We start from the raw sequence: 24,206 nt of genomic DNA on the forward strand, positions 1-24,206 counted from the left end.
CCGTGGTGCCGTGACCCCGATGCTGTGAAAGGCTGAGGGGGTGACTGTCGTACCTCCTGCCTCCGGTGAACCGCGTCGCCCTGAGGAGCCGCGGAATCCCGGCGATGCCTGGGTGATCGCGGAGTCGGGGGAGAAGTACTGGGGCCGCTTCGGCGCCGCCGGTCTTCTCGCCTACGACCCTGCCCGGGGGATCCTGCTGCAGCATCGCGTCTCGTGGAGCCACTTCGGGGGCACCTGGGGGCTGCCGGGAGGCGCGCTGCACGAGGGGGAGAGCGCGATCGCCGGAGCCATCCGCGAAGCTCAGGAAGAGGCAGGCGTCCCGGACGGGGCGGTGCGAGCCCGGTTCACGAGCGTTCTCGACCTGGGGATCTGGGCGTACACGACCGTCGTCGCCGATGTGCGGGTTCCTTTCGAGCCGGTGATCAGCGACCCGGAGAGCGTCGCCCTGGAATGGGTGCCGGTCGATCAGGTCGATTCTCGACCGTTGCACCCCGGCTTCGGAGCGTCGTGGCCGGCGCTGCGGGCGCTGCTCACCGTGCGTCCGGCTGTCGTGGTGGATGCCGCGAACGTCGTCGGATCCGTTCCGGACGGCTGGTGGAAGGATCGCGCAGGGGCGGCGGCTCGTCTGAGGGCTCGGTTGGAGGGACTGGCGATCTCTGCGGGCGACCTGGAGCTCGGGGGCGACGCGTGGTTCCCCGAGGTGTCGATGGTGGTCGAAGGGCAGGCCCGAGGAATCGATGACGATGCGAGCGCAGTCGCCATCATCCGGGCGGAGGCCGCGGGCGACGACGCGATCGTCGCCGAGGTCGAGCGCCGCGTCGCCGGTGCGGAGACGGTAGTCGCAGTGACCAGCGACCGGGAACTCCGCGAACGAGTGGAGCGCGCCGGTGCCGGTCAGGTCCGATCCGCAGGATGGCTTCTCGAAACTCTCGCGGCGCACGGCTGACGTCGTCTCCCGCTCTGCGGACATCATGATTCAGACGAACATCACGCGGCTGGGTGGCGGGTCGACGTAGTCGCGACCCAGGGGGCTGTGCCACGTGACGCTGCCGTCTTTCTCCTGCTGGGCCGTCCAACGATGCGGGTCGGGCATGTCTGGATGCTTGAGCGTGTGGTGACCACGGCAGAAGTGACCGAGGTTGTCGATTCTGGTCTTCCCGCCCTTCGCGTGGTCATGATTGTGGTCGATCTCGCAGCGGTGCACCGGCATGCGGCACCCGGGGAACCGGCAATGCTGGTCGCGCGCACGGAGGAACCGTCGCATCCCCTCGGTCGGCGTGTAGGTGTCGGTCTCGACCACCATGCCGGTCGGGTCGAGGAACAGGCGGCTCCAGCCGGTGTTGCGACCCGCGAGGTCGCGGGCGATGTCGGGGTGAAGTGGGCCGTGTCCGTCGAGTTCCGCAATCTTGTCGTCGGCGCCGGCGAGCGTGGTCGCCGCGACGGTGACCTGGATTCGGGCCTGGATGCCGTCGAGGCCGTCGCCGTGCGCGACGCTGGGGTCTGCGGTGAGGAGGAGATCCGTGAAGAGGTCGGCTTCCGTCTGCGCCCACGTTCGCGTGTCGGTGGGGAAGTGCTCGACCTCGGGGTCGGTGGCGAACGTGTCGCCCCCGGTGCTCGGGATCACCCCGTCGTCGAGCAGGTCGAACGCGGGGTCGTCGAGCGAGAGATCTTCGGGGCTGATGCCATCGACTTCCTCGAACCACCAGGGCAGCGGCGCGATATCGCGGTCGCTTCGAGTGCGCACGACCTCGCGCGTCATACGGTTCAGCCTGTCGGAGATCGCGGTGGCGATCCACTCGGGGAGCACTGCAGTGAGCAGGGCCAGCCCGTCGTCGAGGGACTTCACGGTGACGCAGCGCTCTTCCGCAGCACGTCGGTGCCTCTGCACGACGGTCTCGCCGACGAGCGCGGCTGCGATCTGGCGCGCATGAGCCTTCGTGCGCGCTGCCGTGTCCTGTTCGGCGACCACAAGCACCGCCGTCTCGAACAGGCTCATGACCGCGGCGTCGACCTTCTTGTTGCGGACGGCTTCGGCGACGATCGCGCTCGCCCTGGCGATCTCGCGCACGTGCCCGGCGCTCACGGCGCCCTTCGAGAAAGCGGCGCGGACGGCGGGGAGAAAGGTGCGCAGCGCCTGGGCATCGGCGAAGGCGAACTCCACCGAGCCTTTCGACACGTGGCCGGCGGCGGAGAACTCCGCGATCATGGAACGGTAGATCGCCTCTCGATGGAAGGGGCTCACGGTTACTTCGGCATCGTGCAGGGCGATCTGCTCGGTCAGCAGCTCTGCGGCTTCCGCCTCGAGCGCGGCGATCCGACGCCTCGTCGCGACCCAGGCATCCAGGACGCGACGTCGCTCCTCGAGTTCGAGGTCGAGATCGGTCGTGTTCGCCATTTCCCCATTTTAGAACATAGCTTCGAATGAAGGAAGGCGAGAGGGGGCATGAATGCCGAGATATCAGGTCAGGCGGTCCTCGTTGCGTCCACGAAGCTTGTCGATGTCGCGACGCTCTCGCTTCGTCGGACGCCCGGCCCCACGATCCCGAAGGCCCAGGGCGGCTTGAGGCTCGCGCTCGGGCGTGCGGTCTTCGTAGGCGAGCGCCGCTACCGGCGCTCCGACGCGCTTGACGAGGAGCTGACGAACGATGAGGATCCGATCGAATCCCGCGATGCGGATGCGCAACTCGTCGCCCACACGAATCTGCTGCGCCGCCTTCACCTTGTCGCCGTTCACCCTTACATGCCCTGCGCGGCATGCTGTCGTCGCGGCCGAGCGTGTCTTGTAGACACGGATCGCCCAGAGCCAGCTGTCCACACGTGCGGCATCCATCAGGAACTCGTCCTCCGCAGGGATACGAGTGCGCCCGCGATGATCAGGCCCTGGCCGATCACGTAGGTGAGCATCACCGCGGGGCTGCTCCACGACGGCAGGGAATCGGGGAGGAAGAGGCGGAAGGCGAGGATCGTGTCGCTCGCGAGGAAGAAGGCCCCGCCGACCGCGACGAGGGGATGGCAGCGCGCCGAGAAGGCTGCGGTGGCGCCGAGGATGAGTCCGTAGAGGGCGACCGCCACGAGCAGGCCGCCGGTGTGCGGACCGAGGAGAGCGATCATCGCGACCCACCAGGCGGCGTACACGAGAGCCCACCAGGGCATCCGACGCGTCGACAGGTGTCGCACGAACAGGAGGATGTATGCCACGTGCGCGATGCCGAAGAACAGCAGCATCAGGGGCAGCTCGGGACCGGCGGGGAAGAACGCCCCTGCACCGTCGCCGAGCCAGGAGAACAGCAACGCCGCGAGCAACAGGAACATCGTGATACGCGGAGTGAGATGTCGCGCGACGACCAGCACCGGAATGGCGAGCATCGGCATCAGGAGCAGCTTCGTGGGTGCGGCGAACGGGTTGTCCGTAGCCAGCAGGACGACGTGGATGATCGAGATCACGACGAACGGGAGGAAGGCCCACGTGAGTGAGAGGGACGGGGCGCGACGCTGCATCCCCCCATCGTAGGATGACGCCCGTGACGGGCTCTCGGGGGCCGCGCTGTTCACGATTCGACGGTGACCTGAACGACGCCGTCGTCCACGCCGAGATGCACGGCGGGCCAGTATCCCTCGGGGAAGTGCTCGCCGCAGCTGTCGATGAGGTGCAGGACGACGGTGCCGTCTGCGGCCGCCTCGATCGCTTCGATGGTGAGGTCGGACGCGGCGTCGTCGAGCTCGTGAGCTTCGGGGGCGCCCGTGCTGAAGTTCGTGACGACCGCATCGGTCGCGATCCGCTTCATGATGGGCAGTCGCTTCACCGTGTCGCGCAGTCGGGGGAGGAGCGGGGCGACCTCGTCGGACGTCGTGCCCTCGAGCATGAGTTCGAGCTCGGTGCCCTCGACGGAGATCGTGCCGACGAACCAATCGTGCGTCAGGACCGTGCCGTCCGTGAGCTCCGAACGGGCGCGCGCGAACGTGCCGAGCTCTGGATCGTCGATGGTCGAAGTCTCGTCGCTCATGCCTTCACGCTAGCGGCTTCTCGATGGTCACGATCATGCGGCGAGACCGAGGACGACGAGAGTGTGACCCGGCTTCAGCTCTGCGCCGGCGGTCGTGTTCCAGCCCCCGTCGCTCAGCACCGGCCAGAGGCACTGGCTACTGGCCACGCCGCCGCCGGTGAGCGCATGTACGTTATCCCCTCGCGCGGTCGCGATCGTCGCCATGCCGCGACGCTAAGTCGGGCATCCGACACTCGCAACGCCTCGGTTCGCGGAGGGGCCGAGGATGCGGCTAAGATAGTGGAGTTGCCTGCGCGAGAGTGCAGAACAACGGGCTGTGGCGCAGCTTGGTAGCGCACTTGACTGGGGGTCAAGTGCGGTAGCGGCTGGTTCAGCCTGAAAAGTGAACAACGGGATGTGGCGCAGCTTGGTAGCGCACCTGACTGGGGGTCAGGGGGTCGCAGGTTCAAATCCTGTCATCCCGACAGAAAAGCCCAGGTGAGAGCATGTTTCTCGCCTGGGCTTCGTCGTTTCCGTAATCCTCTTCGGAGGTGTTTATGGAAGCATCACACCAGTGAAGGCTGATGCCCTTCGAGACCCCCAGCTGCGGCTGTTGTGACGAGCCGGGACCTGGCCGGGACCTGGAGCCCGATTTCGTGTCGATCCGCGACCGTTTTCATCGCCCGGGTGCGGCTGTCCGATGGGTCTTGGCAGGAGGTTCGCGGGTGGGGGTTTCCTGTCCGTCGAGGAACGCGTTCGCGCGGGCAGCGGCGTCGGTGAGGTGTCTGGTGTCGGGGTGCAGGTAGCCGCGGGTGGTCTCGATGGACTTGTGTCCGAGGATGCCTTGGAGGACGTGGAGGGGGATGCCGGCGTCGGCGAGCCAGGTGGCTCCGGTGTGACGGAGGCCGTGCCGGGTGAGGCTCGTCAGTTCAAGGTCGGTGACGAGCTGATCCCATTTCGTTGCGTCCCGTACGGAGGCGGTAGTGAGCACGCCGCCGCGGGGTCCGGTCAGTAGTCGTTCCTCGGGTTCACGGTCGGCGGTGAGGCGCTCAAGTACGGGGGTGAGCGCTTGCAGGATGGGGACTTGTCGGATGTCTCGTCCCTTGGTCTGTTTGGTGACGAGCCCGCCTGCGCCTGGGTAGGTTTGGCGGCGGACCGTGACGATCCGTTGATCCCAGTCGATGTCGCCGACTTGAAGGCCTGAGATCTCGGAGCCGCGGGCGGCGAGGAGAGCGCAGAGCATTACGAAGTCGGAATAGCTTTGATGCACCTCCCCACACCGATCCGCCAGCGCCGTGAGCTCCGCGAGGTCTTTGAGCGCGTGGACGCGCGGTGACAGCTCGTTCTCTTTCAGGTTGAGTGCTGATTTCCCGAGGGAGCGTCTAGACCGGTTGCGGGCGGGGTTGCTGGGCAGGAGGTCGTCGCGGACGGCTTCGTCGAGGACGCGGACGAGGGGCGCGATGGTGTTCTTGATGGTCGACGCGGAGTGCAGTGTTTCCCACTGGTCGATGGTGCGGTCGATCATCCCGGCCGTGATCTGTGACAGTGGCAAATGTCCGAGGGCGGGGAGGACGCGGAGGCGGAGTCCGAGTTTGTAGCCGTCGACGGTGGACGTCGGGTCCAGGCCCCGCTGCCACCGGTCGCCGATCATCTCGACGTAGTCGGAGAACAGGATGCGTTTGTCGATCCCGAGTTCGGCGGAGGCCTGCAGGTATTGAAAGAACTCTTCGGCGGCGTCCTCGTCGGGGACGACGAGCGCGCGGGTGACCCGTTTGCGGGTGTGGGGGTCGATCCAGCGGGCGCGAGCACGGATCCCCGAGGCGCGGTGTTCAAGGTCGGTGGTGACCTTCACCCCGATCGGCGGCACCGGCAGAGGTGCGGTCGGTTCAGGCGTGCTCATCGGTGCCGAGGGAGGCGAGCCAGTGCTCGACCTGTTCGATGCGGTACCTGGTCACCCCACCGATCCGGATGAACGGGGGCCCTTTCTTCTCGGCCCGCCACCTCGACAGCGTCGATTCCGACACCCGCAGGAACGCCGCGATTTCGCGGCTGTCCCGCAACGGTGAAACGAGGACGTCACCGGTCTGTTCGGTCATGACTGCTCGCTCCAATCGATGTTCACGATTTCCCGGATCGTCGCGTCCTGCTCCGCAATCCGGGCCTTGACCTGCTCCTCGACGAACGCGAGGAAATCGTCCGTGCGCTTCGCGACGGGGCGTTCGGTGGTGTCGGGTTCTGTCCAGTCTTCGGCTTCGCCGCCGGGCCACACTGTGATGCGGGTGGGGCGGTCGCGGTCAAGGCGGGTGCCGGAGATCGTGACCCAGTCCCGTAGCCGTTCGCGGGCGACGCTGAAGTCGTGGTGCCAGGCGAGGGCCTGGTTGCCTTTGGCTTGTGGGTCGAAGCAGAACAGCCAGTGCTGGCGCAGGGCGGACAGTTCCCAGATGAGTTCGGGGTGGCGGTGCCACATCGGCGGGACAACTTGTGCGGGGAGGCCTTAGGTGTGGCGGAGCCAGTCGACCCATCCGTTCAGCTCGAGAAGCTCGTGCTCGAGGTCGGCGGGTGGGAGGGTGCGCCAGTTGATCGGGCGTGCCACCGCGGTGAGTGACTTCGCCAGGTCCGCCTGGAACGTTTGCTTCGCGAACTGCTTCGCTTTCTCAGCGACGTCTGCGGGGAGCTCGGACAGGTCAATCCCATCGAAGTCAGGCCCCGGCACGGCCGGCCTCGAGCTCTGCGGTTCGGTGTCGGGTGGGGCGGGGTTGTTGGTGGTCATCAGAAAACTCCCGGAACGTGGCGAGGCGAAGAAGGAGAGCCGCGAAGGATGCGGCGCAGGAAGGAGGCGGGTGCGGCGACCACACGGTGGTGGTGGTGGGGTGGCTGGTCGCCGCACCCGCGGCTTATCGGGCGACCGCGTCGCGCTGCGCGGACGCAGCGCTGGTCGCGGTGGGTGGTTCCGGGTCGAGCTGTCCTTCGCGGTCGGCGAGGGCCTGCTGCATCTGACCGCGTATCGGGGTCTCCTGTTGTGGGGTGTCTCGTTCGGGTGGGGTGCGGTCGACGGTGTAGCGGGTGATGTTGTTGTCGTGTCCGATCCGGGACGCTACGAACTGCTCTCGTTCGGTGCCGTCGCTGCCGGTGTAGGTGCGGGTCTCGCCCTCGGCGAGGAAGTTGTCACCCTTCTGGAACTGCTCATGCGCGAGCTCCGCGGAGCGCCGGAACATCACCAGGTCCGTGAACGTCGGCTCCAACGGGGTGAACGTCCCGTCGTCTTCGACCCGTGCCTGGGGCTGCCCGATCCGGGCGTAGAGGCGGGCATCGCCCTTGCTGGTGAACGTCAGCTCCGGGTCGGACGCGACGAACCCCGACAGGGATTCCTTCGTGCGAATAGTCATCGTGATGTCTCCCAACATGTCCATGTCAATCCCGCAGCCGCGGGCTCACCAGACAGGTACGACCAACACCCCGGCGGTACTATCGGGCACCGCCTTGGAGCGCCTGCTCGACCTCGCCCCGGTCCGTGCGGAGCTGTTTGGCATCCGCGCGGGTTGGCCACGGGCGCAGGTTCGTGATGATGGGGCGGGCGGTGCGGAGCATCACCACGCCCGTGCCGAACGGGAGGGTGCGGAGGACGTCGGGTGGGAGGATCGGGACGCGGCGGATCGACCGTTGCGATGAGTGCGCCCCATAGGCATCCGTCGTCATGCTGTCGGTGGTTTCGTCGCGGTCGCCGATGAGGGTGGAGAGGTCTTGGAGGTCTCGGCTGTTGGAGGCTCCGCCGAGGATGATTTTCACGATGGATGCGTCCCAGATCGCGTTCGCCTGGTTCTCACCCCACTTCTCCCGCGCCTGGGCAAGGGACTGCAACACCGGGAGTGGGGTGATGCCGGTGCCGCCACCTTCCGCCATCAACGTCGGCAGCGACGGCAGCGGGGCAAGGTTCCCAATCTCATCCAACGCCAGCAACAAAGGCGGGTCCATGCGTGCGCCAGGTGACCGTGCGGCGATCTTCCGGGCGGACTCGACGAGGTCTTCAATGAACGCCGCCACCAGCGCCGACGACGCGCCGGCGCCGGCACCGGTGGCGAGGAGGTAGAGGGTCCCGTTGCCGAGGAGAAACTCCTCAGGGTCGAACTCCTCACCCGGCCCCGGGGAAACCGCGTCCAGGACGCGGGGATCGGCAAGAGCAGAGAACGCGAGGGAGACACCCTGCCAGATCGAATCCCTCGTCCGCGGGTCTGCCTGCACCATCGCATCCAAGGAGTCCGCCCACCCTTCCGCCGCTCCCGGATGGGACGACAGCACCCTTACGGCGTCGGCGGCGAGGGTCGGGTTCAGCGCCCACTGGTACAGGGTCTTCGCGTTCCTACCGTCGAGAGCGGCGGCATGGAGAAGGGCTTGGATCGCGGCGGTCGTCTTCCCTTCCCAAAACCCCGCGTCCTGGACGCCACCGAACCCTGTGGCGGTGGCGAGGCCTTTCGCGCGGATCATCGCCGTGAGCGGGTCCTGGCAGCCGCGCACGGGTGACCACCGCATCCCCGCCGGGAGCCCTGGGGCGAGCTGCTGGGGGTCGAACACCGCGACCTTCCCCTTCTTCGCGCGCGCTTTCAAGGTCGCGGTGAGGTTGTCCGGACGGGTGCTGGTGGTGATGACGGCTCCGGGGGCGTCGAGGATCGCGTTGATCACTACATGCAGCCCTTTCCCCGAGCGGGGCGGGCCGATCAGTAGGATCGAGTCTTCGACGGTCGCCCAGATCTGCCCGCCTTTCCCGGTACCGAGCAGATACCCCACGTCTTCCGGGGCGGGTGTTCCGGTGAGCGAGGGCCGCAACGTCGCAGCCTTCTTCACCAGGGTCTTCGGGGAGGCGGCCCGGGCGACCTCGGCGGCGGTGGCGGTCCCGGCGAGCCGGTGTGGGTCCGATTTCGACCGGGAACGGTGAACCGCCCGAACCACGAAGAGGCCTGATGTTCCGAGCACGCCAAGAACCACGGCGACGACTGCCCAGTAGACGAACGGGTTCAAGCCTTCCGCGCCAAGCGCCGTCCCGGGGTCCGTTGGGGTGGCAAGGACACTGATCCAAGAGGTGAAACTGCCGGACGGTTCGGGCAGGCCGGTGAGGAATGCGGTCACGGAGCCCGCGATCCTTAGTATCCCGGTGAACACGGCGGCGGTGATGAGGGCTCCGAGGGTGAGGTTGATGAAGAGGTCGTTGGCGGGTTTCGCCTGCACAGGACCAGACATGTCGGCACCTTTCTGATCCCGCAGAAGGCACACGCGCGGGGTCAGGACAACAGGTACGACGACGAGCGGATAAGCGGGCGGTCAGTCGATGCGCTGCACCGAGGCGGTGCCAGAGATTCGCCCCAGCAAGATCACCTCACCCCTCACGCGAGGGATCTCGCCGCGGTCGACGAGGGCGCGGGCGGCACCGGTTGGGTCGGCCGAGCTGTGGCGGAGGATCAGGGCGAGGGCGACGTCTTCACCGGGGACGAACCCGTCCGCGGTGAACTCCAGAAGGCTCGGCAGTGCTACCAGTGCGGGTGCGGCGTCTTCTGGTGGAGCGAACGGCGACCGCGGCTCCGGCGCAGGTGGCGTGAGGATGTCTGCGTGGACGCTGCCGTCCATCTCTCGCACCTCCACCCGGGTTGGTGATCCGAAGCGCCCGACGAGCTCCGTCACCGTGGCTGTGATCTCGTCTCGGCGGATCGGGGTAGCGGCAAGGCGGTTACCGTTCACGGTCACGACGAGAGTGTCCGCGTTCACGGCTTCGAGGAGAATCTGCGGCAGCACCGCAGGCACCACCAACCTCGATTTCGGGGCCACGGGGTGTGTCTGGTTGCTGTTCTGGCGACGGCGTCGAAGGGTCATGCCAGGAAGGTGCGACCCGGCCCCGAACGCCCCACCCCGTCGTCTGCGACGGGGGCGGTGGTGAGGGCTTCCTCCCGGGCAATGAGCTCGCACAGCGCATCCGCCCACCCACCGGTGATGTGCAGCAGCGTCTCGTAGTCGGCGGAGGCGACTTCACCCTCGGAGAGCGTCACCCACGGCCAGCTCCCATCCGGCTGTGGAAGCCGCGCTTCGGATGCCCACGTCCAGGACACCGGGACACGGTCTTCATCGGACCAGTCGACCCCGGGCGGGTACTGCTCCTCGATCGCGAACCGCGGCGAAGACCCGTGCAGGGGATATAGCACGAAATGCCCAGCTCCGAACGTCTCCGGATCCTCATACAACAGGATCAACTGATCCTGGGATTGCTGCTCGATCCGATGCAACCCGTCATCGAGGGCCATCATGTTCCGCACCAGCTCCTCCTCCGACACGCTGCTCGTATCGTCCGAGCCCTGGTGCTCCGAGGCGGGGCCGTCTACGCTCAAGACAGCTCTCCGGAGCGCTCAGGATTCGTGAACTCGCGGGGATTCTGAGTCATCCGCTGGGTGGTGTCGAAGGCCCGCAGCTCATCAGGGTGCAACTGATGCTGGACGACGTATGACGACTCTTTGATCCGCCACAACCCCTGCCCGGTCCCCAGGGACGGCAGGAGTTTCTGCTCGGTGCCGGTGAGGCCGAGGGTCTTCCCGGTGGTGCCGATCTGGTCGGATTCTTGTCGGTAGATGATCCGCGACTCCGCATTGGCCAGCAGGCTGTTGGCGAGGGATCGCATGGCGGAGCCGTGGTCGCCGACGTTGTCGAGGTCGGTGAGCTTGTGGAAGATGAGCAGGTTCGCGATCCCGTAATGGCGGGCGAGCCGCCAGTGCGCGTCCATCCGCTTCAACAACGCCGGGTGGGATATGAGCCGCCACGCTTCGTCGTAGACAACCCAACGTTGCCCACCGTTCGGGTCCAGCAGTGCGGATTCCATCCATGCCGACGAGCAGGTCATCAGCACGCTGATGAGGGTGGAGTTTTCGACGACGCGGGATAGGTCGAGGGTGATCATCGGCAACGTCGGATCAAAGGTCACCGTGGAGGGTCCGTCGAACAGGCCTTGGAGGTCGCCGGAGACGAGACGGCGCAGGGCGTGCCCGACCATGCGGCCGTCCTCGGCAAGGCGGTCGTCATCTGTGGGGTCGGGAGTGAGGATGCGGTCAACGACCATCGGCAGGATCGGCACATCGTTACTGGCGACCACGGCCTGGAGGGCGATATCGATGACCGTGTGTTCCAGCGGCGACAACGACCGCTCGAGCACGGTCTCGGCGAGGGCGCCGATCAGGTCACGGCGACGCGACGCAACCGTGGACGCCCATTCGGCGTCGGTGAGCCCGCCGGGCCGGTAGCCCTCGTCGAGCGGATTGAGACGGTTCGAGAGGCCATGCCCGAGGACGATCGCTTTCCCACCCACTGCCTCCGCAACCGCCGTGTGCTCACCCTTTGGATCGCCGGGGACGTACACGCGACGCCCGAACGGGATGCTGCGGGTGTAGAGCGACTTGGCCAGCGACGACTTCCCACTGCCGACGATGCCGGCGAGGACGAGGTTTGGGGCGGTGATGATGCCGCGCTGGTACAGCACCCACGGGTCGTACACGAACGATCCGCCGGAGTACATGTCCTGCCCCACGAATACGCCCTGGGAGCCGAGGCCGCCTTCGGCGAGGAACGGGTACGCGCCCTGCAGCGCGGCCGAGGTGTCCTGATGCGAGGGAACCCGAAACCCCCGATACGACCGCAATCCCGCGGGACCTGGCTCGCCACCCCTGGGGAGGTAGTTCGTCGAGCGCGCTTCTGCCCGTTCCGCGGCGAGCTTCGCCTTCTCTGCGGCGCGTTGCTCGGCGTGCTCGCGGGCGATGACTTGCCGGGCGGCACGTTCCCGGGTCTTGCGGTTCTTCCGGCCGGTACCGTCTTCGACGAGGACGGTGGAGTGGAGCTTCTTCGGGCTGGTGTGCTGTCCCATGAGGGGTGGCCTTCCGACGGAGTGTGCAGTGACACCCGTCAGGTACGCCTCATGTCTCAGATTCCTCGGCAGAGCGGCAGGGCTGCCGCGACGAACGCCTGTGCCTGCTGCCCGACCAGGCGACGGGTTTCGCACGACGCCTGGATCGCTGCCTGCTCTATCGCCGACACTGCAGCTTCCAGCTCATCGGCGGTGGGTGCGGAGACGGCGAGGAGTCCGGTGTAGCGCAGGACGCCGTGGCCGCTGGTGAGGTCGGCTTCCTGCTGCAGCACGTCTTGGTATTCGGCGGATTGCTGCGCGTCTTCGATCTGCCCGACCTTCTGCCGCTGCGCCGCATCACTGATGTACTCGGTCTTCTTCTTCCGAATATCCCGCGCCGCCTGATCACTGCGGATCGGGTCGCACAGCAGCGTGAACGCTCGACGGATCCCGCTGGTCAGGAGTACGGGTGCGAGGAAGCCTGGGTAGACGAGTGAGCGCGGCCACTCACTGATCCACAACACCGCGTGATGCGCGCTGTCGGAGCGCAGCTGGTCCCAGGTCTCTTCGACCGCGACCGGGCCAGCCATGGCGAGGTCCTGCCCGATCTCCCCGGAGCGCTCCAGGGTTGCGGCGATCGCGGGGTCGTACGCACTGCGGAGCATGATTGCGAGCTGTCCTGGTGTGTACCAGTCGGAGGGTTTCAGGTCTGCGGTGCGGAGCGCGGTGGTGAGGGTCTCCATTTCTTGCTTGAGCACCACCGCGGCACCCTTGAGGCCACCGCCCGCGGTGCGGATAGTGCGGGATGCGGCCCGCATGTCCAGGCTGAGGGAGATGGTGGAGATGTGGCGTTCCCCGGCAGGGCCTGCCCGGTCGATGAGCTCCCGGTAAGTGCGCGCGACCCAGGAATCGTCGTCGTTGCCGTGCTCCGCCCACCACTGCGCGAGCCCCGACCCGGAGTCAGGGACGGTGCGTTCGAGGACTTGGAGGCGGGCGATCCGGGTGGACCGGCACGCAACGGACAGCACCCGACCCCAGGCGTGAACGCGGTGCTCCTGCTCACCCGGATCCAACAGAATGAACGAGGGATGGGTCACCTCCACCAGCGCCGTCAGGGTCTGCCCGTGCGGGTCATGCACCATCACCGCCCCGCTCTCGGGATCCTCGTACTGACGCAACGGCGCCGCATCTCCAGGCAGCGCGAGGGTTCCCGCAGGGCGTGGCTTCACAATCCGACGTCGATACCTCGTCTGCTGGAGGGCTTGCCGGAGCACCCAGTGCAGGGTGATCGGTACCCATTCGACGAGCTTCCGCCCACCGACCGGTACCCAGGCGAGGGCAGCGCCGGTGCCCCAGATCGGGGACGTGTAGAGCGCGGCGGGGCCTCCGGTGTAGAGGGAGGCGATGAACACGGCGACCGCGACGGAGAGGGCGATGACTTGTGGGAGGGAGAGGCCGAGGATGATCCCGCGTTTGGTGAGGCGGGAGAACTTCACCGCTGACAGCTCGAACTCGGTGCGGGTGGACGCAGTGCTGGCCATAAGGTGCTCCTGAACAGGCGAACGGATTGGGGTCGCCGGTCAGGTACGGACAGCACAGCGGGCGGTGACCCGTGAACCACCCCTGGGGTCAGGTCGTTTCTGACCACACGGGGTGTGCTGTTCACTGGCCACCGCCCAGATGACGGAACGTCACCTCCTTTCAGTGGCGGATCTCTCCGGTCAGGGCTTCGGCGGCGGCGGAGCCTGCCCACCACCGCTGTTGTTCGCGGGCGGGGTCTGCGGCTTCGATGCAGGCGCGCTCGGCGCCGGCGTGGTGGGGTGCGCGGGCGGCACTGACCGGTCAGGTGGTGGTGGCGTGGCCTGCCCCTCGCTGGCGGCTCCGGCGTGGCTGTCGGCGGTGCGGCCGATCGCGTCGCCGAGCTTCGGGCCGGCCTCCGCTGCGCCCTTGGCGATCTTTGCCCCGGCGACTGCGGCGATCCCGACCGGACCTGCCGCTGCAGCACCCGCCCCGGCTCCCGCTCCTGCACCGCCTCCGGCAGCGCCACCACCTACGCTGCTCCCCGCCGCTCCGGCACCACCTCCGCCGCCCGGCGAGGGTTTGGGCCCACCCCCTGGCGGGGGCGGCGGATTCCCTCCACCACCATCGTTCTTGCTGTCGCCCCCGCCGTCGAGGATCTTCTGTGGCCCGCCACCGTCGGGCTTGCCGGGGAGGGGCATGGGCCGGTTCATGGCCTGCTTCGACTCTTGCTCCGCACTCATGACGTGGTACATGTCGAAGCCGACGAAGGAGATGAACTTGTAGACCATGTAGGGCGCGAACGCGGCGATGAACATCAGCACAATCCCCGCGATCGGATCTGCAATCGAACTGAGGTCCATATCGATCGGCGCGTTGACCTGATTGATCGCCACCAGGAACACCACGACGATCACGAGTTTGGAGAAGATCAGCGCAAGCACAAACGACGCCCACTTCCCGAACCACCCCTTCGTCGCATCCCACGACGCTCCCGATAGCGCGATCGGTGCCATCACGACGGCGACCAGGATCAGCGCCTTCCGGATCAGGAGGCTGAACCAGACGATTGCTGCCGCGCAGATCGCGAGGAAGCTGAGGAAGATGGTGATGATCGCGCCGGCTCCGGGTGCGGTGAGGGTGATCGCGGTGAGACCTGCGACGAGGACCCCGATCTTCCCGCCCATCTCCTCCAACGTCGTCCCGGTCGCCTGGATGATCCCGATCGAGAGTTGGTCGACGATCTCGAGCAGTGTCGCGGTCAATGTGATGACCAGGAACGACCCGAGCACCGACTTCGCTAATCCGAGGGCGGCGCGGGAGAGGGCGGTGGGATCGCGTCTGATGAGGCCGGTGATGAGTTGCAGGCAGAAGAAGATCAGCATGACGAAGATCGCAATCCCGAAGATCACGTTGTACACGCCGATGTAGCCGGCCCCGGTGATGTCGACCAGGGTGGTCGAGTCGAACAGCGCCCACACGCCTTGGAAGATCCAGGACGCGGCCGCTCCGATCGCTTGGGCGAGCCAGTCGAACGGTGCAGCGACGAGGGTGGCTGCACCTTCGCCGACGGCGTCGCAGACGTTGCTGATGATGGGGACGTCACAGATACCAGCCACAACACCCCTCCCTTCTACGGGTCGAGATGGTGGTGGTTAGGAGACGGCCTGGCCGACGTTCCAGAAGAAGTTGATCAGCGTCACCGATGCGCCGGTAATGATCGCCGCCCCGCAGGAGATCAGCACCCCGACCTTCCCCCGCGACGCCAGATGCGGGTTGCTGCTGTTGGCGCCGAAGCCCCACACGACGGCGGAGACGATGAGGGCGAGGACGGACAGGATCAGCCCGATCGTCATCACCGCGCCCACGACCGTGCGCAGAGCGGCGATGCCGGGCAGCCCGGAGTCGTTCGGGGTGATGTCCACATTCGCGGGCAACACCGCGGCGAGAGTGGTGAGAGTGTCGAGAACGGCAAGCATGAATGGGCTCCTTCGCAAGCGATCGCCCCGTACCCGGTCGTGCGGGGTCACTGGGACAGGTGCGATGCCGGAACGTGCGACCAGGCTCAGAGGGTGTCTCCGAGGTTCAGGAGGAAGTTCATCCATGCCACTCCGGCACCTGCGAGGGCGGCGGCTCCGAGGGCGACGAACACACCGACTTTCCCTTTCGCGGCGGTCTGCGGGTTCCCGGCGGAGGAGGACACCGCCCACACGATCCCGGAGACGACGAGCATGAGCACCGAGACGATCAACACGATCGTGAGCAGCGCGCCGACGATCTCGATGAGGGTGGAGCGGCCTCCGACACTGGAGAGATCGGGGTAGACGTTCTCAGCCTGTAGCAGGGCCAAGGTGATGGCAGGCATACGGTTCTCCTCACGACAACGGGGGTGGGTGGGCACCGGTCAGGTGCGCCACCCACCCCGCCAGGCCCCGCTCAGCTCAGCTGGTGCAGCCTGGCCCGCCACCGACCGGGGCGTCGATGCCCTCGACACCGCGTTCTGCGAGCCACGGTTTTGCGTCGACGGCGGGGGCGTTCGCGCCGCCGGGGTGGACTTGGAAGTGCAGGTGCGGGCCGGTCGAGTGGCCGCTGCTGCCGACGTCGCCGATGTGTTGGCCGGCGGTGACCCTGTCGCCAGTGGTGACGTGGATGCCGTGTGCCCACATGTGGATGTACTTCGTCGCGACCTTTTCGCCGCCGATGGTGTGCTCGATAGTGATCTGCCCCGAATACCCATCGACCATCCCCGCATAGGTGACCATGCCGTCGGCGAGGGCAAAGATCGGCGTCCCATCAGCGGCAGCCCAGTCAGTTCCGGCGTGCACGCGCGCCTCACCAGTGATGGGGTCAATCCGCGGCCCGAACGACGACGTGTGCACATAGCTGCCTGTCGGCAGTGGGAACACCAGCCGGCTCGTCTCGGGAATGTTCGTGTCCCCGGGCACACCGCTCCCGCCGCTGTTGTTGCGGGTGAGGGTGTCGAGGATGGTGCGGGCGACGGGCTCGTAGTTCTGGTACCGGTCCGGGTAGGCGGACACTTCGACGGCTTGGGCGGCCTCGCCCTTGTCCATCTGCTGCCACCCCGGAATATCGAGCAGCCCCCGCGGTGAGGGATGGTTCGGTCCGTCGGGTCCGCCATAGAACGCCCGCGCCTGATACGTGGTGTCCATGAGCTCGGCAACGGTGCCCCACCCGGACTGCGGGCGCATCTGGAACAGACCCAAGCTGTCGTGATCGGAGCCGTTCCCGTCGTTCGGGTAGCTCCCGGATTCGGGGTAGGTGCCGGTATTGGCGAGCTGCCGCAGCGTCGACTCCGTCAGCGCCGCCATCAACGCGATCAAAATCCCGTCCCGCCCCACCCCAGGAGTATTCGCTCCGACGGTGATCATCGTCCCGGCGTGGGTGAGCTGCTGCTTGTTGAGAGTGAACGTGTACCCGTCTTTCATCGTCACCTGGAGCGAGTCCGGGATCGGCCCGAGGGTCACACCGCTGGCGATGCAGTTCCCCTGGTTGAGGACGGCCGGGTTCACGAGCAGACCAATGCTGAGCAGCCCCAGCATCGGGGCGAGCAGCATAAACGTGGCTGCGGCAGCAAGGAGCTTCTTCATCCCGTGCCCCGGCCTATCGGAGGGGGTTGTCGAGTTCGGATAGGCGCAGCAGATGGCACCGGTTGAACACCGGCTGGCAGGACATGAACACCGTGAACGCCACCGCATGCTCGCTCTGGACGGGGTCGTCGTACCAGACGCCGTCCCGGTGCCTGATGCCTTCGACCGTGTACGCGACCGTGCCGTCGGTGATGTGCCCGCCGGAGGCGGCGACCGCTTCCTCCCACTGTGCGGGGACGAATACCCGGTCGATCTCAATGTGTTGGCGGGTGCGGTACTCGGCAAGATCCCGCCACGTCGACGCCGACGGGAAGTACCCGTCCATGTCCGCGATCAGCCCCGGCGTCTCCGTGCCGGACGGGTCCGCGTCCTCGATCAACACACCCCGGTGATCAGCAGGAGTCAGGAGGGTAAAGGTATCCCAGTCGAACAACGCCACAGCGACCGCGCGCACGTAGGTCTCGGGGTTATTCGTGCGCGGCAAGGCCGGCAGATCGGCCTCGCCCGGCTGCCCAGTCGGGTCGACGGGGTCGAGCGGTGCCGTGGACGAGGTGGGTGTGCGCTCCCCGGGATCCTCACTGCCGTGGGGGCCGGTGACGAGGCCGTAGATGCCGACACCGGCGAGCACCGCGATGACGAGACCGGTCGCGGTGAGGGTGATGATCAGACGGCGACGACGACGCTGCTGGTCGTCGGTGTGAGGAGAAGACATGAAGTGGGGCCTTCCAATAGAGGGGCGGGCGGAGTCACCCGATAGGTGCGCCGCCCGCCCGCCGTCCGTTCCGCTCTCAGCGCGAGAGGCCCCTGCTCTGGTTGGTGTGTCCGCTTGCTGGGGGTTCGGAGTCGAGGGCCTCTTCCCGTTCCACGAGTGCTTCAGCGAGCCCCACAGTTCGTGTCGGTGCGGCCTCGGGCTGCCAGGCGATCCGCCCGTTCTCGCTGTGAGCTTTCATCACGAGCTGGACCACCTGCTCCGCGGAGGCAGCGGCGATCGTCAACCAGCCACCGGCCTTGACCGCGTGATCGTGCCCCGCAGCCCGGTCACCGTTGTCGGTAGCAGCGAACGAGGCATGCCGGTCGTGCCAGGCCGCGAGCTGCTGCAGCCACTGCTGGAGCCGCGACAACGTCAGATGCAATGACCCGAGCACTTCATACGTGTCCTCCGGGGTCCTGATCTGCCGGGTCGCATACGCGAGCCCGCGCGCTGCCTCCGCCAGCTCATCCGCGTCCAGGGACGGGTCCTCATACGTCGGCATCAGCGCTGTCCTCACTGGTGGTCATTCGTGCGGTGCGGGCCTGCTCGAGGAACCGGCTCGCTTCGGTGATGTAGCTCTCGACGAGTTCCCACTGCTTGGCGTCGGCGTATCGTCCGAAGTCTTCGGGGTTGTAGCGGTCCCACCAGCCGTGTTCCCGGCGCAGCAGATCGACGAGCTTGCGGATGGCGTGTTTCTGTCGCAGCAACGGGTCCGCGTCCTTCCACCCCTCTCGCGGCGCGAGAGCGGCGGCATCCCTCCGCAACTGCCCCACCCGAGAAATCGCCCGGGTAGCTTCCTTCATCGCATCCTTGGGATGCTCCTGCGCCTTCACCAGCTCGAGCTCCGCTGCGGCCGCCTCTCGGACTGCGTCGGGCTCGTCCGGGTCGAGTGCCCACCGCTGCAGGGCGTTCAGGGCTTGGAGGAGCTTCACTCGCAGGTAGCGGCCGTTGACCTTCCCATCCGTGTTCAACTCGAGCAGGGCTTCGGCGGCGCCCTGCCGCACCTCGGGATGCTCGTTGTCGGACGCGGCGATCTGCTTGAGCTCCACGACCTGATCGAGCATCGAGTGAGAGTCCCGCCCGGTCACGGCTTTCGCGGCTTGCACTCTCGTCTTCCCACCGCCCGTGGTGCTCGTCTGCTGCGGGGGTGTTGAATCAACACCCCCGTGCATTCCACCCTGTGGTGCGGCATCGTGGGCCTGCGCGATCCGTTCATCCCGGGTCTCGGAACCGAACCGGGTCGCAGTCTCCCGCCGTTCAGCTTCTTCGGCGTAGAGATGCTTGAGTTCCTCGTAGAGCTCTGCTTGTTCGATGGGGGTGAGCATCTTGTGGAGGGTGTTCTCGTCCTGGATCGCGAGGACGGTGGAGAGCTTGTCGGAGACTCCCTGCACAACCCATACGGGCACGGTGCGGTGTCCGAGGGCGCGCATGACGGCGAGGCGGCGGTTGCCGGAGATGAGGACGTTGCCGGTAGTGATCACAATCGGCGACAGCAACCCGAACCGGCGGATCGACTCCGTCAACTCCTCCAAGTCGCCGAGATCACGCCGGTAGGAGTGACCATCGATGATCTGATCCGTCGCATGCTCCAACACCAAATGACCCCGACTCATGACGCACCTCCGTTGCCTTCCTGCCCGGCAGGTATGGACGCCATCCGGCGGGAGGTTGTCACGAGGGTCTCGTCGCGAAGGAGGTCGGCGACATCGTCACCGAGCAGCACCCGGGCGAACAGCCCGTAGTCCCCGGCCTTCCGTTTCCCTGTCTTGGTGCCGACGACCAGGCGGACGAGGCTTGCCCATTCGTCGGGGGTGTAGCCGAGACGGATCGCGATGTGAAGCTCCTTGGCAACAATTTCCAGTGCGGAGGTGCCGGAGGAGAGGCCGGTGATGCGGTGGGCGATGTAGTCCACGGCCTGCTCGACGGGGCGGGCGGGCCAGTCGGTGAGGACGAGGAACACGCAGGTCGCGCGGATCACCCGATCCACCGACCTGTCCTCGCCGCCGTCGCCCCTGGCGTACAGGGTGTGGGCGTGGGGGTGGACGTCGTAGAAGAACTCCTCGTAGTGCCCGGCCCGCATCGGCTCCTCCGCCGGCCTCTTCGACGGACGGCGGGCCTTGTCCTGCGAGGTCATGTTGCGGTCGGCGTGGACTTCGGCGGCGATGCCGAGCGCGACCGCACGCGTGATCACCGCCCACGGATCATCCGCGCGCAGGGTGGTGGGTTGCCGCATCGCGAGGAACGCCTCGTAGGCGGCGTCGTCGGGGGTGCGGTGCCAGGCCTTCGCGATCGGCGCATACTTCCGTGTCGCGTAGACCATGAGCTCGGCCGCGACCGGGCTGTTCGCCCAGGCGTTGTGCTCGTTTAATTCCGTGAGCAGCTCGCGCAGCCCCTCGCTCGTGGTGAAGTCCGGCGACAGCGATGATGCCGGTGTGGTTGGGTGGTGGTTCATAGCGACTCCTGAAACGTGATGAGATCCGTCAACAGATAGGTGCGACACCCATCCCGACGAACTCCGCCATTGGGGTCACCGAGCACCGCCCACCGCAGGTACCACGGCCGTGCGGAGGCATGAGGGGACCACCAGACCCGCCCAGTGTGCGCGGGTCTGTGCGGTGCTGTCCGGTGCGACAGTGAGCAGCCGGAGCGGCTGGATGAGTGGTCAGGGGGTGTGGGTGTCGTGCGGCACTCGGGTGGTGCCGGGACAGGCAGCGATCACCGGCTCACCCCCGTTCTCCCGACCACACGCTCCCGCGCATTTGTCGGACTGCTCGAATCTGGGTCCAGGGCCTCCTGGCGGCGGACCAGACGCTCCTGCAACTGCGCACGCCCTTCACGAACCCCGTCAAGGACCGCATCACGCAGGCGCGTGTTCAGCTCCGCACCGCGGTCCAGAACGACGGCCCCGGCGCGGGCGGCGACATCGGTGGGGCGCACCCACTGCACGCCCGGACGAGGCGAGACCGGACTGGCGCCTCCTCCTCGGACGAGCGTGGGATCGCCGTGGGTAGCGAACTCCGATGCCCGCGCATCCTCAGCTGCCCCTGTTGGCGTCGATGTCGGTGGCGCATCGGTGTGCTTGCTCGCACCCGTCCGCTGGTCGTGATCCGCGAGGCGCTGGTGGTCGACGTGCTGGTGGTCGGGGGTGGTGGGGTCAGTCATGGGGGTCTCCGTCCTGTTGCCGGTCAGGTGCGTTTACCCATCGGCCTACCGTGGTCGGGTGCACGCCCAGCTGCGCGGCGATCTGCCGCTTCGACACACCCTCCGCACTCAGCGCGAGCGCCCGAGCACGCGCGTCTCCCTGCTGCCCACTTCCTCCACGGGATCTCGACGGCTGTTCGGTGACGCTCAGTTCCGGCGGCGCCGCCACCGTTATCTCCTGCGGCTTGGGTATCGCGTCCTGCTCGGAGCGATCCAGGGTTTCGGTCATTGCGACCGTGCTCTCGGTAGGGACCAGTGGTCGAATGCTCGGCTTCTGAATGGTCGGAGACGGTGCGGTGTTGCGAGTGAGTTCGACGGTGAGATGCGTCATCGCGAGCAGCACCAGCGGTGGCACCGACGCGACCAGCGCGGCGATCAGGGCGGGGACGCGGGTATCGGCGGCGACGACCGCGTGGGTGATGTTCGCCGCCACGCTCACTCCGGCACCTGCGCCCAGCAGGAGCCACGCGAACCGCCTCGCGGTGCGGGCGGAATCCCGCAGGGCGACGACACTGATCGTGGCTTCAAGGATGACGCCATCGACGATCAGCGGCCACATCCACGCTTGCCCCTCGGGAATCCCGGAGAGAACGGCGAGGTCACGGAGGGTGGTGAAGGACAGCCAGAACGCTCCCAGGGCGAGCAGGATCGTCCCGGTGACTGCGAGCACGATCACGAACCGCGACACACCAGCAACGGGGGCTCCGTCCGGGCTCAGGTCCAGATCGCGCGGGGCGCGAGCTGTCACTGCCGGGCCGGTCACCGCTACCTCCCGATCCCCGACAAAGAGCGAGCAGTCTGTGCGACGGGATCGTCGGGCACCTCAACGATCGCTGTGCGGTGGGCGGAGCGGATCGTTTTCGCGATCTCCCGCGGCTCGAGACCGGCGGCGGACGCGGCAGACTCAAGTACCCCGAGAGTGTCGGGCTCGGGCAGGCCGGCCTCGGCGAGACGGCATGCCGCCCAGAACAGGCCCGCGTTCCGGTTCCCCTCCGGTAGCGCGGCGACCCAGGCCGCGAGATGCTCCACCTCCCGCACCGCTAACGGATCGAGCCGGCGGGGCGGGTGCTCAGGCTGGGGCGTCAGCAGCTCACGGATCGTGTCCGCGTCAACTGGGCGCGGGTGACGGCCCCGGGCAATGATCTCGTAGTAGCGGGCTCCGTCGTCGGTGGTGATGGTGGAGGGTGGGGCGATGATGTAGCCGCCGGTGCCGCGGAAGTCCACATGCGCCCGCCCCCGCGACCACGATCGTTGAGCAGCGTCTGGGGCTGTCGGGTAGTACAAGTGCAGTCCACCCGATGGGGAGCGCACGGCCTGCCCCCACCCGCCGATCAGCCCCTCTCGTTGCAGGGTGCGGAGGATCGGGTATCCGCTGCCTGTGGCGTGTACATCCACGTCCAGCACGCCGATCACTGTCCCGGTGGGGATGCCGATATTCGCTTCCGGATGCCGTCCCCACCAGGCGGCGATTTGCGCGGGGTCGGTGGTGGCGTCCCGGAACCCATGCACGGTGAGCGGGCGCTTCTGACCGGGCGCGCACGGGAACACCGGGATGCCCGCCGCAGTGTAGACGGAGGCAGCGTGCGCGAGCACTCCAGGAAGCTCCGCGGGCATCGGCCAAACTTCGGGGTCGGTGATGACCATGCGCACCTCCTTCAGTACACGGCACGGGCCGGGGCTCGTGCGCGGTGTCACTGGGAAGGTGCGGGCAGCAGCCGTGCTGCCCGCAGAATCTCCGCTCTGAGCATCCCTTCTGAACCTCAACCCCTACCCGAACTCGCATGGTCGCCACGAGCGTTCCGGGGCAGGATGCGCCGTTTCGTCAAGAACATGCGCCAAATCGTCAAACACACCGGCACCCGCCTCCACCGGCCAACGGCGGCCCTCTGCTACAGGCTTCGGCCAGAATCACGATCCGGGGAGGGCGGCTCGGGGCCGTCAGGATCGGTGCTCAGGTGCTGCTCTCGTTCCGCGAGTAACTCGCTCAGCAGTGCCCCGCGTTCCAGCCTGGTCAGCGCCTGCTCGGGAGGGCGAATGTCCCCGGGAGCGGTGCCAGTGCGACCGGTAGCGAGGACTGCGGCGTTGATCCGATCAAGGACCACGGCCGGGTTGAGCTGTTCGGTGTCCTGCTCGAGGATGCGGGCGATCTCGTTCACCACGGCACTGTCATGCTCAACGGGTGGGAACGCCGACGATGCCGTCGCCCCATCGCCGACGGATACGCGGCCCACGACGAGTCGGAACTGGCCTTCTCCGTCGATCCCGGTCGCGTCGTAGACGCCGGGGACGATCCACGCATGCGCCTCCGACGCCAGCCCCTCATAGATCGGCACACCGACCGGATCATCCGGATCAGGAACGCTGACGTCGGGGTCGGCGGCGAATAACATCGCCTCCAGTTCTTCCCGTTCCCGCCGGTCCAACAACGGCCTGCCTTCCCCGGCCTTCTCCCGTTCCACGAGGACGCGGAGGGTCTGCAGGGCGATCAGATCCGACGGCACCCACTCACGGTGAAACCGCTCCGGAAGGAACATCGTCCGCGGCCCGCCCTCAGCGAGCAGTCCCTCCAATGCGTGTTCGCGTCGGAGCGCGGTTGCGGTGAACTCGGACCGCCACTGGGCGTGGTCGGATCTGAACCGCAGATCCTCAAACTCGCCCTCGAACGACGGGGGAACCGTGACGAGATAGTCCTCCTTCACCGGCTCCACGGGAAGATGCTCCCGCTCCAGAAGATCGGCCAGGCCGTCACGGACCCGTTCGGCCCGCTCCAACCGTTCCAACGTGTCCGGGAGGCGGGAGGCCTGTACAGCGAGCGAAAGACACTCGTCGCGCCACCGCTCGTGCGCGTCCTCAAACCCCTCCCGGTCGGGCGTGCCGTCTGGGAGGCGGAAGTCACCGGTGCTCGGTTCGGGTGGGAACATCTCCGCCACAATCTCCGGGATCCCCGACTCCTCGAACGCCTCCCACCCCACCGGCGGCAGCACCCGCGCGGCGGGCGAGGCCACGGGTGCGGGTATCCAGGAACGGATGTGCGGGACATCGTCGCCGAAGTCCTCACCGAACACCCGGTCGCCGTCTGTGCGGGGCTGACCGGGAGGGCCTGCGAGGTCTTCGATCAGCACCTCATCGACCATGTGTTGAGCCTCGGCCTGGGTGCGGGCGAGGACCTCGAACTCAACCACCACCCGGTGCGGGCGGGGCGGCTCAGGCGAATACCCCAACGGTGGGATCGTGGTGTCGGACATGATGAAGGCCTCCATTCACAGACAGATCGACAG

The 24,206-nt window shown here is 67.1% G+C and carries 28 protein-coding genes and 1 tRNA gene; 2 read left to right on the top strand and 27 right to left on the bottom strand.

Annotation, left to right across the window (positions count from 1 at the left end; all coding sequences use genetic code 11):
- Positions 1-40 precede the first annotated feature (40 nt).
- A complete protein-coding gene (locus ACP699_RS00115; protein WP_426168148.1) occupies positions 41-946 on the top strand; it encodes an NUDIX domain-containing protein in 906 nt (301 codons plus the stop codon).
- Between the two features lie 30 nt (positions 947-976).
- On the opposite strand, the gene ACP699_RS00120 is transcribed toward ACP699_RS00115, so the two are convergent.
- The 5 genes from ACP699_RS00120 to ACP699_RS00140 all read right to left on the bottom strand — a co-directional run bounded on the left by ACP699_RS00120 (position 977) and on the right by ACP699_RS00140 (position 4,208).
- Positions 977-2,395 (bottom strand): DUF222 domain-containing protein, encoded by a 1,419-nt coding sequence (locus ACP699_RS00120; protein WP_426168151.1) that lies wholly within the window; start codon positions 2,393-2,395, stop codon positions 977-979.
- 63 nt (positions 2,396-2,458) lie between these two features.
- Positions 2,459-2,830: an RNA-binding S4 domain-containing protein gene (locus tag ACP699_RS00125; RefSeq protein ID WP_302791606.1), complete on the bottom strand. Its 372-nt coding sequence runs from the start codon at positions 2,828-2,830 to the stop codon at positions 2,459-2,461.
- A complete protein-coding gene (locus ACP699_RS00130; protein WP_302791609.1) occupies positions 2,830-3,498 on the bottom strand; it encodes a lysoplasmalogenase family protein in 669 nt (222 codons plus the stop codon). Before ACP699_RS00130 ends, ACP699_RS00125 begins: the two co-directional genes overlap by 1 nt.
- 50 nt (positions 3,499-3,548) lie before the next feature.
- Positions 3,549-4,004 carry a hypothetical protein gene (locus tag ACP699_RS00135; RefSeq protein WP_055867160.1) on the bottom strand — a complete coding sequence of 152 codons (456 nt, stop codon included), beginning with the start codon at positions 4,002-4,004 and terminating at the stop codon, positions 3,549-3,551.
- A 33-nt stretch (positions 4,005-4,037) separates the two neighbouring features.
- Complete coding sequence (locus tag ACP699_RS00140) at positions 4,038-4,208, bottom strand: hypothetical protein (RefSeq protein WP_302791612.1); 171 nt, start codon at positions 4,206-4,208, stop codon at positions 4,038-4,040.
- A gap of 186 nt (positions 4,209-4,394) precedes the next feature.
- Here ACP699_RS00140 and ACP699_RS00145 point away from each other — a divergent pair.
- Positions 4,395-4,468: transfer RNA gene (locus ACP699_RS00145), tRNA-Pro, on the top strand.
- Between the two features lie 191 nt (positions 4,469-4,659).
- Here ACP699_RS00145 and ACP699_RS00150 read toward each other — a convergent pair.
- The 22 genes from ACP699_RS00150 to ACP699_RS00255 form a co-directional block, all read right to left on the bottom strand.
- Positions 4,660-5,883: a tyrosine-type recombinase/integrase gene (locus ACP699_RS00150; protein ID WP_183150385.1), complete on the bottom strand. Its 1,224-nt coding sequence runs from the start codon at positions 5,881-5,883 to the stop codon at positions 4,660-4,662.
- The gene (locus ACP699_RS00155; RefSeq protein WP_120776674.1) at positions 5,870-6,079 is read right to left on the bottom strand and encodes a helix-turn-helix transcriptional regulator; all 210 of its coding nucleotides are present in this window, start codon (positions 6,077-6,079) and stop codon (positions 5,870-5,872) included. The genes ACP699_RS00150 and ACP699_RS00155 overlap by 14 nt, the downstream gene beginning before the upstream one ends.
- Positions 6,076-6,450 (bottom strand): hypothetical protein, encoded by a 375-nt coding sequence (locus tag ACP699_RS00160; protein WP_426168159.1) that lies wholly within the window; start codon positions 6,448-6,450, stop codon positions 6,076-6,078. The genes ACP699_RS00155 and ACP699_RS00160 overlap by 4 nt, the downstream gene beginning before the upstream one ends.
- Positions 6,451-6,477: 27 nt before the next feature.
- Positions 6,478-6,753 carry a hypothetical protein gene (locus tag ACP699_RS00165; RefSeq protein ID WP_426168162.1) on the bottom strand — a complete coding sequence of 92 codons (276 nt, stop codon included), beginning with the start codon at positions 6,751-6,753 and terminating at the stop codon, positions 6,478-6,480.
- Between the two features lie 124 nt (positions 6,754-6,877).
- On the bottom strand, positions 6,878-7,369 hold the full coding sequence (locus ACP699_RS00170) for a single-stranded DNA-binding protein (protein WP_183150384.1): 492 nt from the start codon (positions 7,367-7,369) through the stop codon (positions 6,878-6,880).
- A gap of 79 nt (positions 7,370-7,448) precedes the next feature.
- Positions 7,449-9,215 (bottom strand): type IV secretory system conjugative DNA transfer family protein, encoded by a 1,767-nt coding sequence (locus tag ACP699_RS00175; RefSeq protein WP_426168166.1) that lies wholly within the window; start codon positions 9,213-9,215, stop codon positions 7,449-7,451.
- An 81-nt stretch (positions 9,216-9,296) separates the two neighbouring features.
- Complete coding sequence (locus ACP699_RS00180; protein WP_426168169.1) at positions 9,297-9,842, bottom strand: hypothetical protein; 546 nt, start codon at positions 9,840-9,842, stop codon at positions 9,297-9,299.
- On the bottom strand, positions 9,839-10,279 hold the full coding sequence (locus tag ACP699_RS00185; protein WP_426168172.1) for a hypothetical protein: 441 nt from the start codon (positions 10,277-10,279) through the stop codon (positions 9,839-9,841). Before ACP699_RS00185 ends, ACP699_RS00180 begins: the two co-directional genes overlap by 4 nt.
- 68 nt (positions 10,280-10,347) lie before the next feature.
- Positions 10,348-11,871, bottom strand: a complete 1,524-nt coding sequence (locus tag ACP699_RS00190) for an ATP-binding protein (RefSeq protein ID WP_183150380.1) — start codon at positions 11,869-11,871, stop codon at positions 10,348-10,350.
- 56 nt (positions 11,872-11,927) lie between these two features.
- On the bottom strand, positions 11,928-13,391 hold the full coding sequence (locus ACP699_RS00195; protein WP_183150379.1) for an SCO6880 family protein: 1,464 nt from the start codon (positions 13,389-13,391) through the stop codon (positions 11,928-11,930).
- A 180-nt stretch (positions 13,392-13,571) separates the two neighbouring features.
- Positions 13,572-14,987, bottom strand: a complete 1,416-nt coding sequence (locus tag ACP699_RS00200; protein ID WP_183150378.1) for a conjugal transfer protein TrbL — start codon at positions 14,985-14,987, stop codon at positions 13,572-13,574.
- A 36-nt stretch (positions 14,988-15,023) separates the two neighbouring features.
- Positions 15,024-15,347: a DUF6112 family protein gene (locus ACP699_RS00205; protein WP_183150377.1), complete on the bottom strand. Its 324-nt coding sequence runs from the start codon at positions 15,345-15,347 to the stop codon at positions 15,024-15,026.
- A gap of 86 nt (positions 15,348-15,433) precedes the next feature.
- A complete protein-coding gene (locus ACP699_RS00210; protein ID WP_183150376.1) occupies positions 15,434-15,733 on the bottom strand; it encodes a DUF6112 family protein in 300 nt (99 codons plus the stop codon).
- 76 nt (positions 15,734-15,809) lie between these two features.
- Entirely contained in the window at positions 15,810-16,976 is a 1,167-nt protein-coding gene (locus ACP699_RS00215) for a M23 family metallopeptidase (RefSeq protein WP_426168178.1), read from the bottom strand.
- A 13-nt stretch (positions 16,977-16,989) separates the two neighbouring features.
- A complete protein-coding gene (locus tag ACP699_RS00220; RefSeq protein WP_183150374.1) occupies positions 16,990-17,688 on the bottom strand; it encodes a hypothetical protein in 699 nt (232 codons plus the stop codon).
- A 76-nt stretch (positions 17,689-17,764) separates the two neighbouring features.
- Positions 17,765-18,229, bottom strand: a complete 465-nt coding sequence (locus ACP699_RS00225; RefSeq protein ID WP_426168181.1) for a hypothetical protein — start codon at positions 18,227-18,229, stop codon at positions 17,765-17,767.
- A complete protein-coding gene (locus ACP699_RS00230; protein WP_183150372.1) occupies positions 18,216-19,340 on the bottom strand; it encodes a ParB N-terminal domain-containing protein in 1,125 nt (374 codons plus the stop codon). Before ACP699_RS00230 ends, ACP699_RS00225 begins: the two co-directional genes overlap by 14 nt.
- Positions 19,337-20,179, bottom strand: a complete 843-nt coding sequence (locus tag ACP699_RS00235) for a hypothetical protein (protein WP_183150371.1) — start codon at positions 20,177-20,179, stop codon at positions 19,337-19,339. Before ACP699_RS00235 ends, ACP699_RS00230 begins: the two co-directional genes overlap by 4 nt.
- Positions 20,180-20,442: 263 nt before the next feature.
- Positions 20,443-20,889: a hypothetical protein gene (locus ACP699_RS00240; protein ID WP_183150370.1), complete on the bottom strand. Its 447-nt coding sequence runs from the start codon at positions 20,887-20,889 to the stop codon at positions 20,443-20,445.
- Positions 20,882-21,691: a DUF2637 domain-containing protein gene (locus ACP699_RS00245; protein ID WP_426168186.1), complete on the bottom strand. Its 810-nt coding sequence runs from the start codon at positions 21,689-21,691 to the stop codon at positions 20,882-20,884. Before ACP699_RS00245 ends, ACP699_RS00240 begins: the two co-directional genes overlap by 8 nt.
- 2 nt (positions 21,692-21,693) lie before the next feature.
- The gene (locus ACP699_RS00250) at positions 21,694-22,572 is read right to left on the bottom strand and encodes a bifunctional DNA primase/polymerase (RefSeq protein ID WP_183150369.1); all 879 of its coding nucleotides are present in this window, start codon (positions 22,570-22,572) and stop codon (positions 21,694-21,696) included.
- Positions 22,573-22,817: 245 nt separating this feature from the next.
- The gene (locus ACP699_RS00255) at positions 22,818-23,993 is read right to left on the bottom strand and encodes a hypothetical protein (protein ID WP_426168190.1); all 1,176 of its coding nucleotides are present in this window, start codon (positions 23,991-23,993) and stop codon (positions 22,818-22,820) included.
- Positions 23,994-24,206: the final 213 nt, after the last annotated feature.

Origin of the sequence: Microbacterium sp. DWRC1-3 (assembly GCF_049896645.1) — a bacterium.
Taxonomy (GTDB): Bacteria; Actinomycetota; Actinomycetes; order Actinomycetales; family Microbacteriaceae; genus Microbacterium; species Microbacterium maritypicum.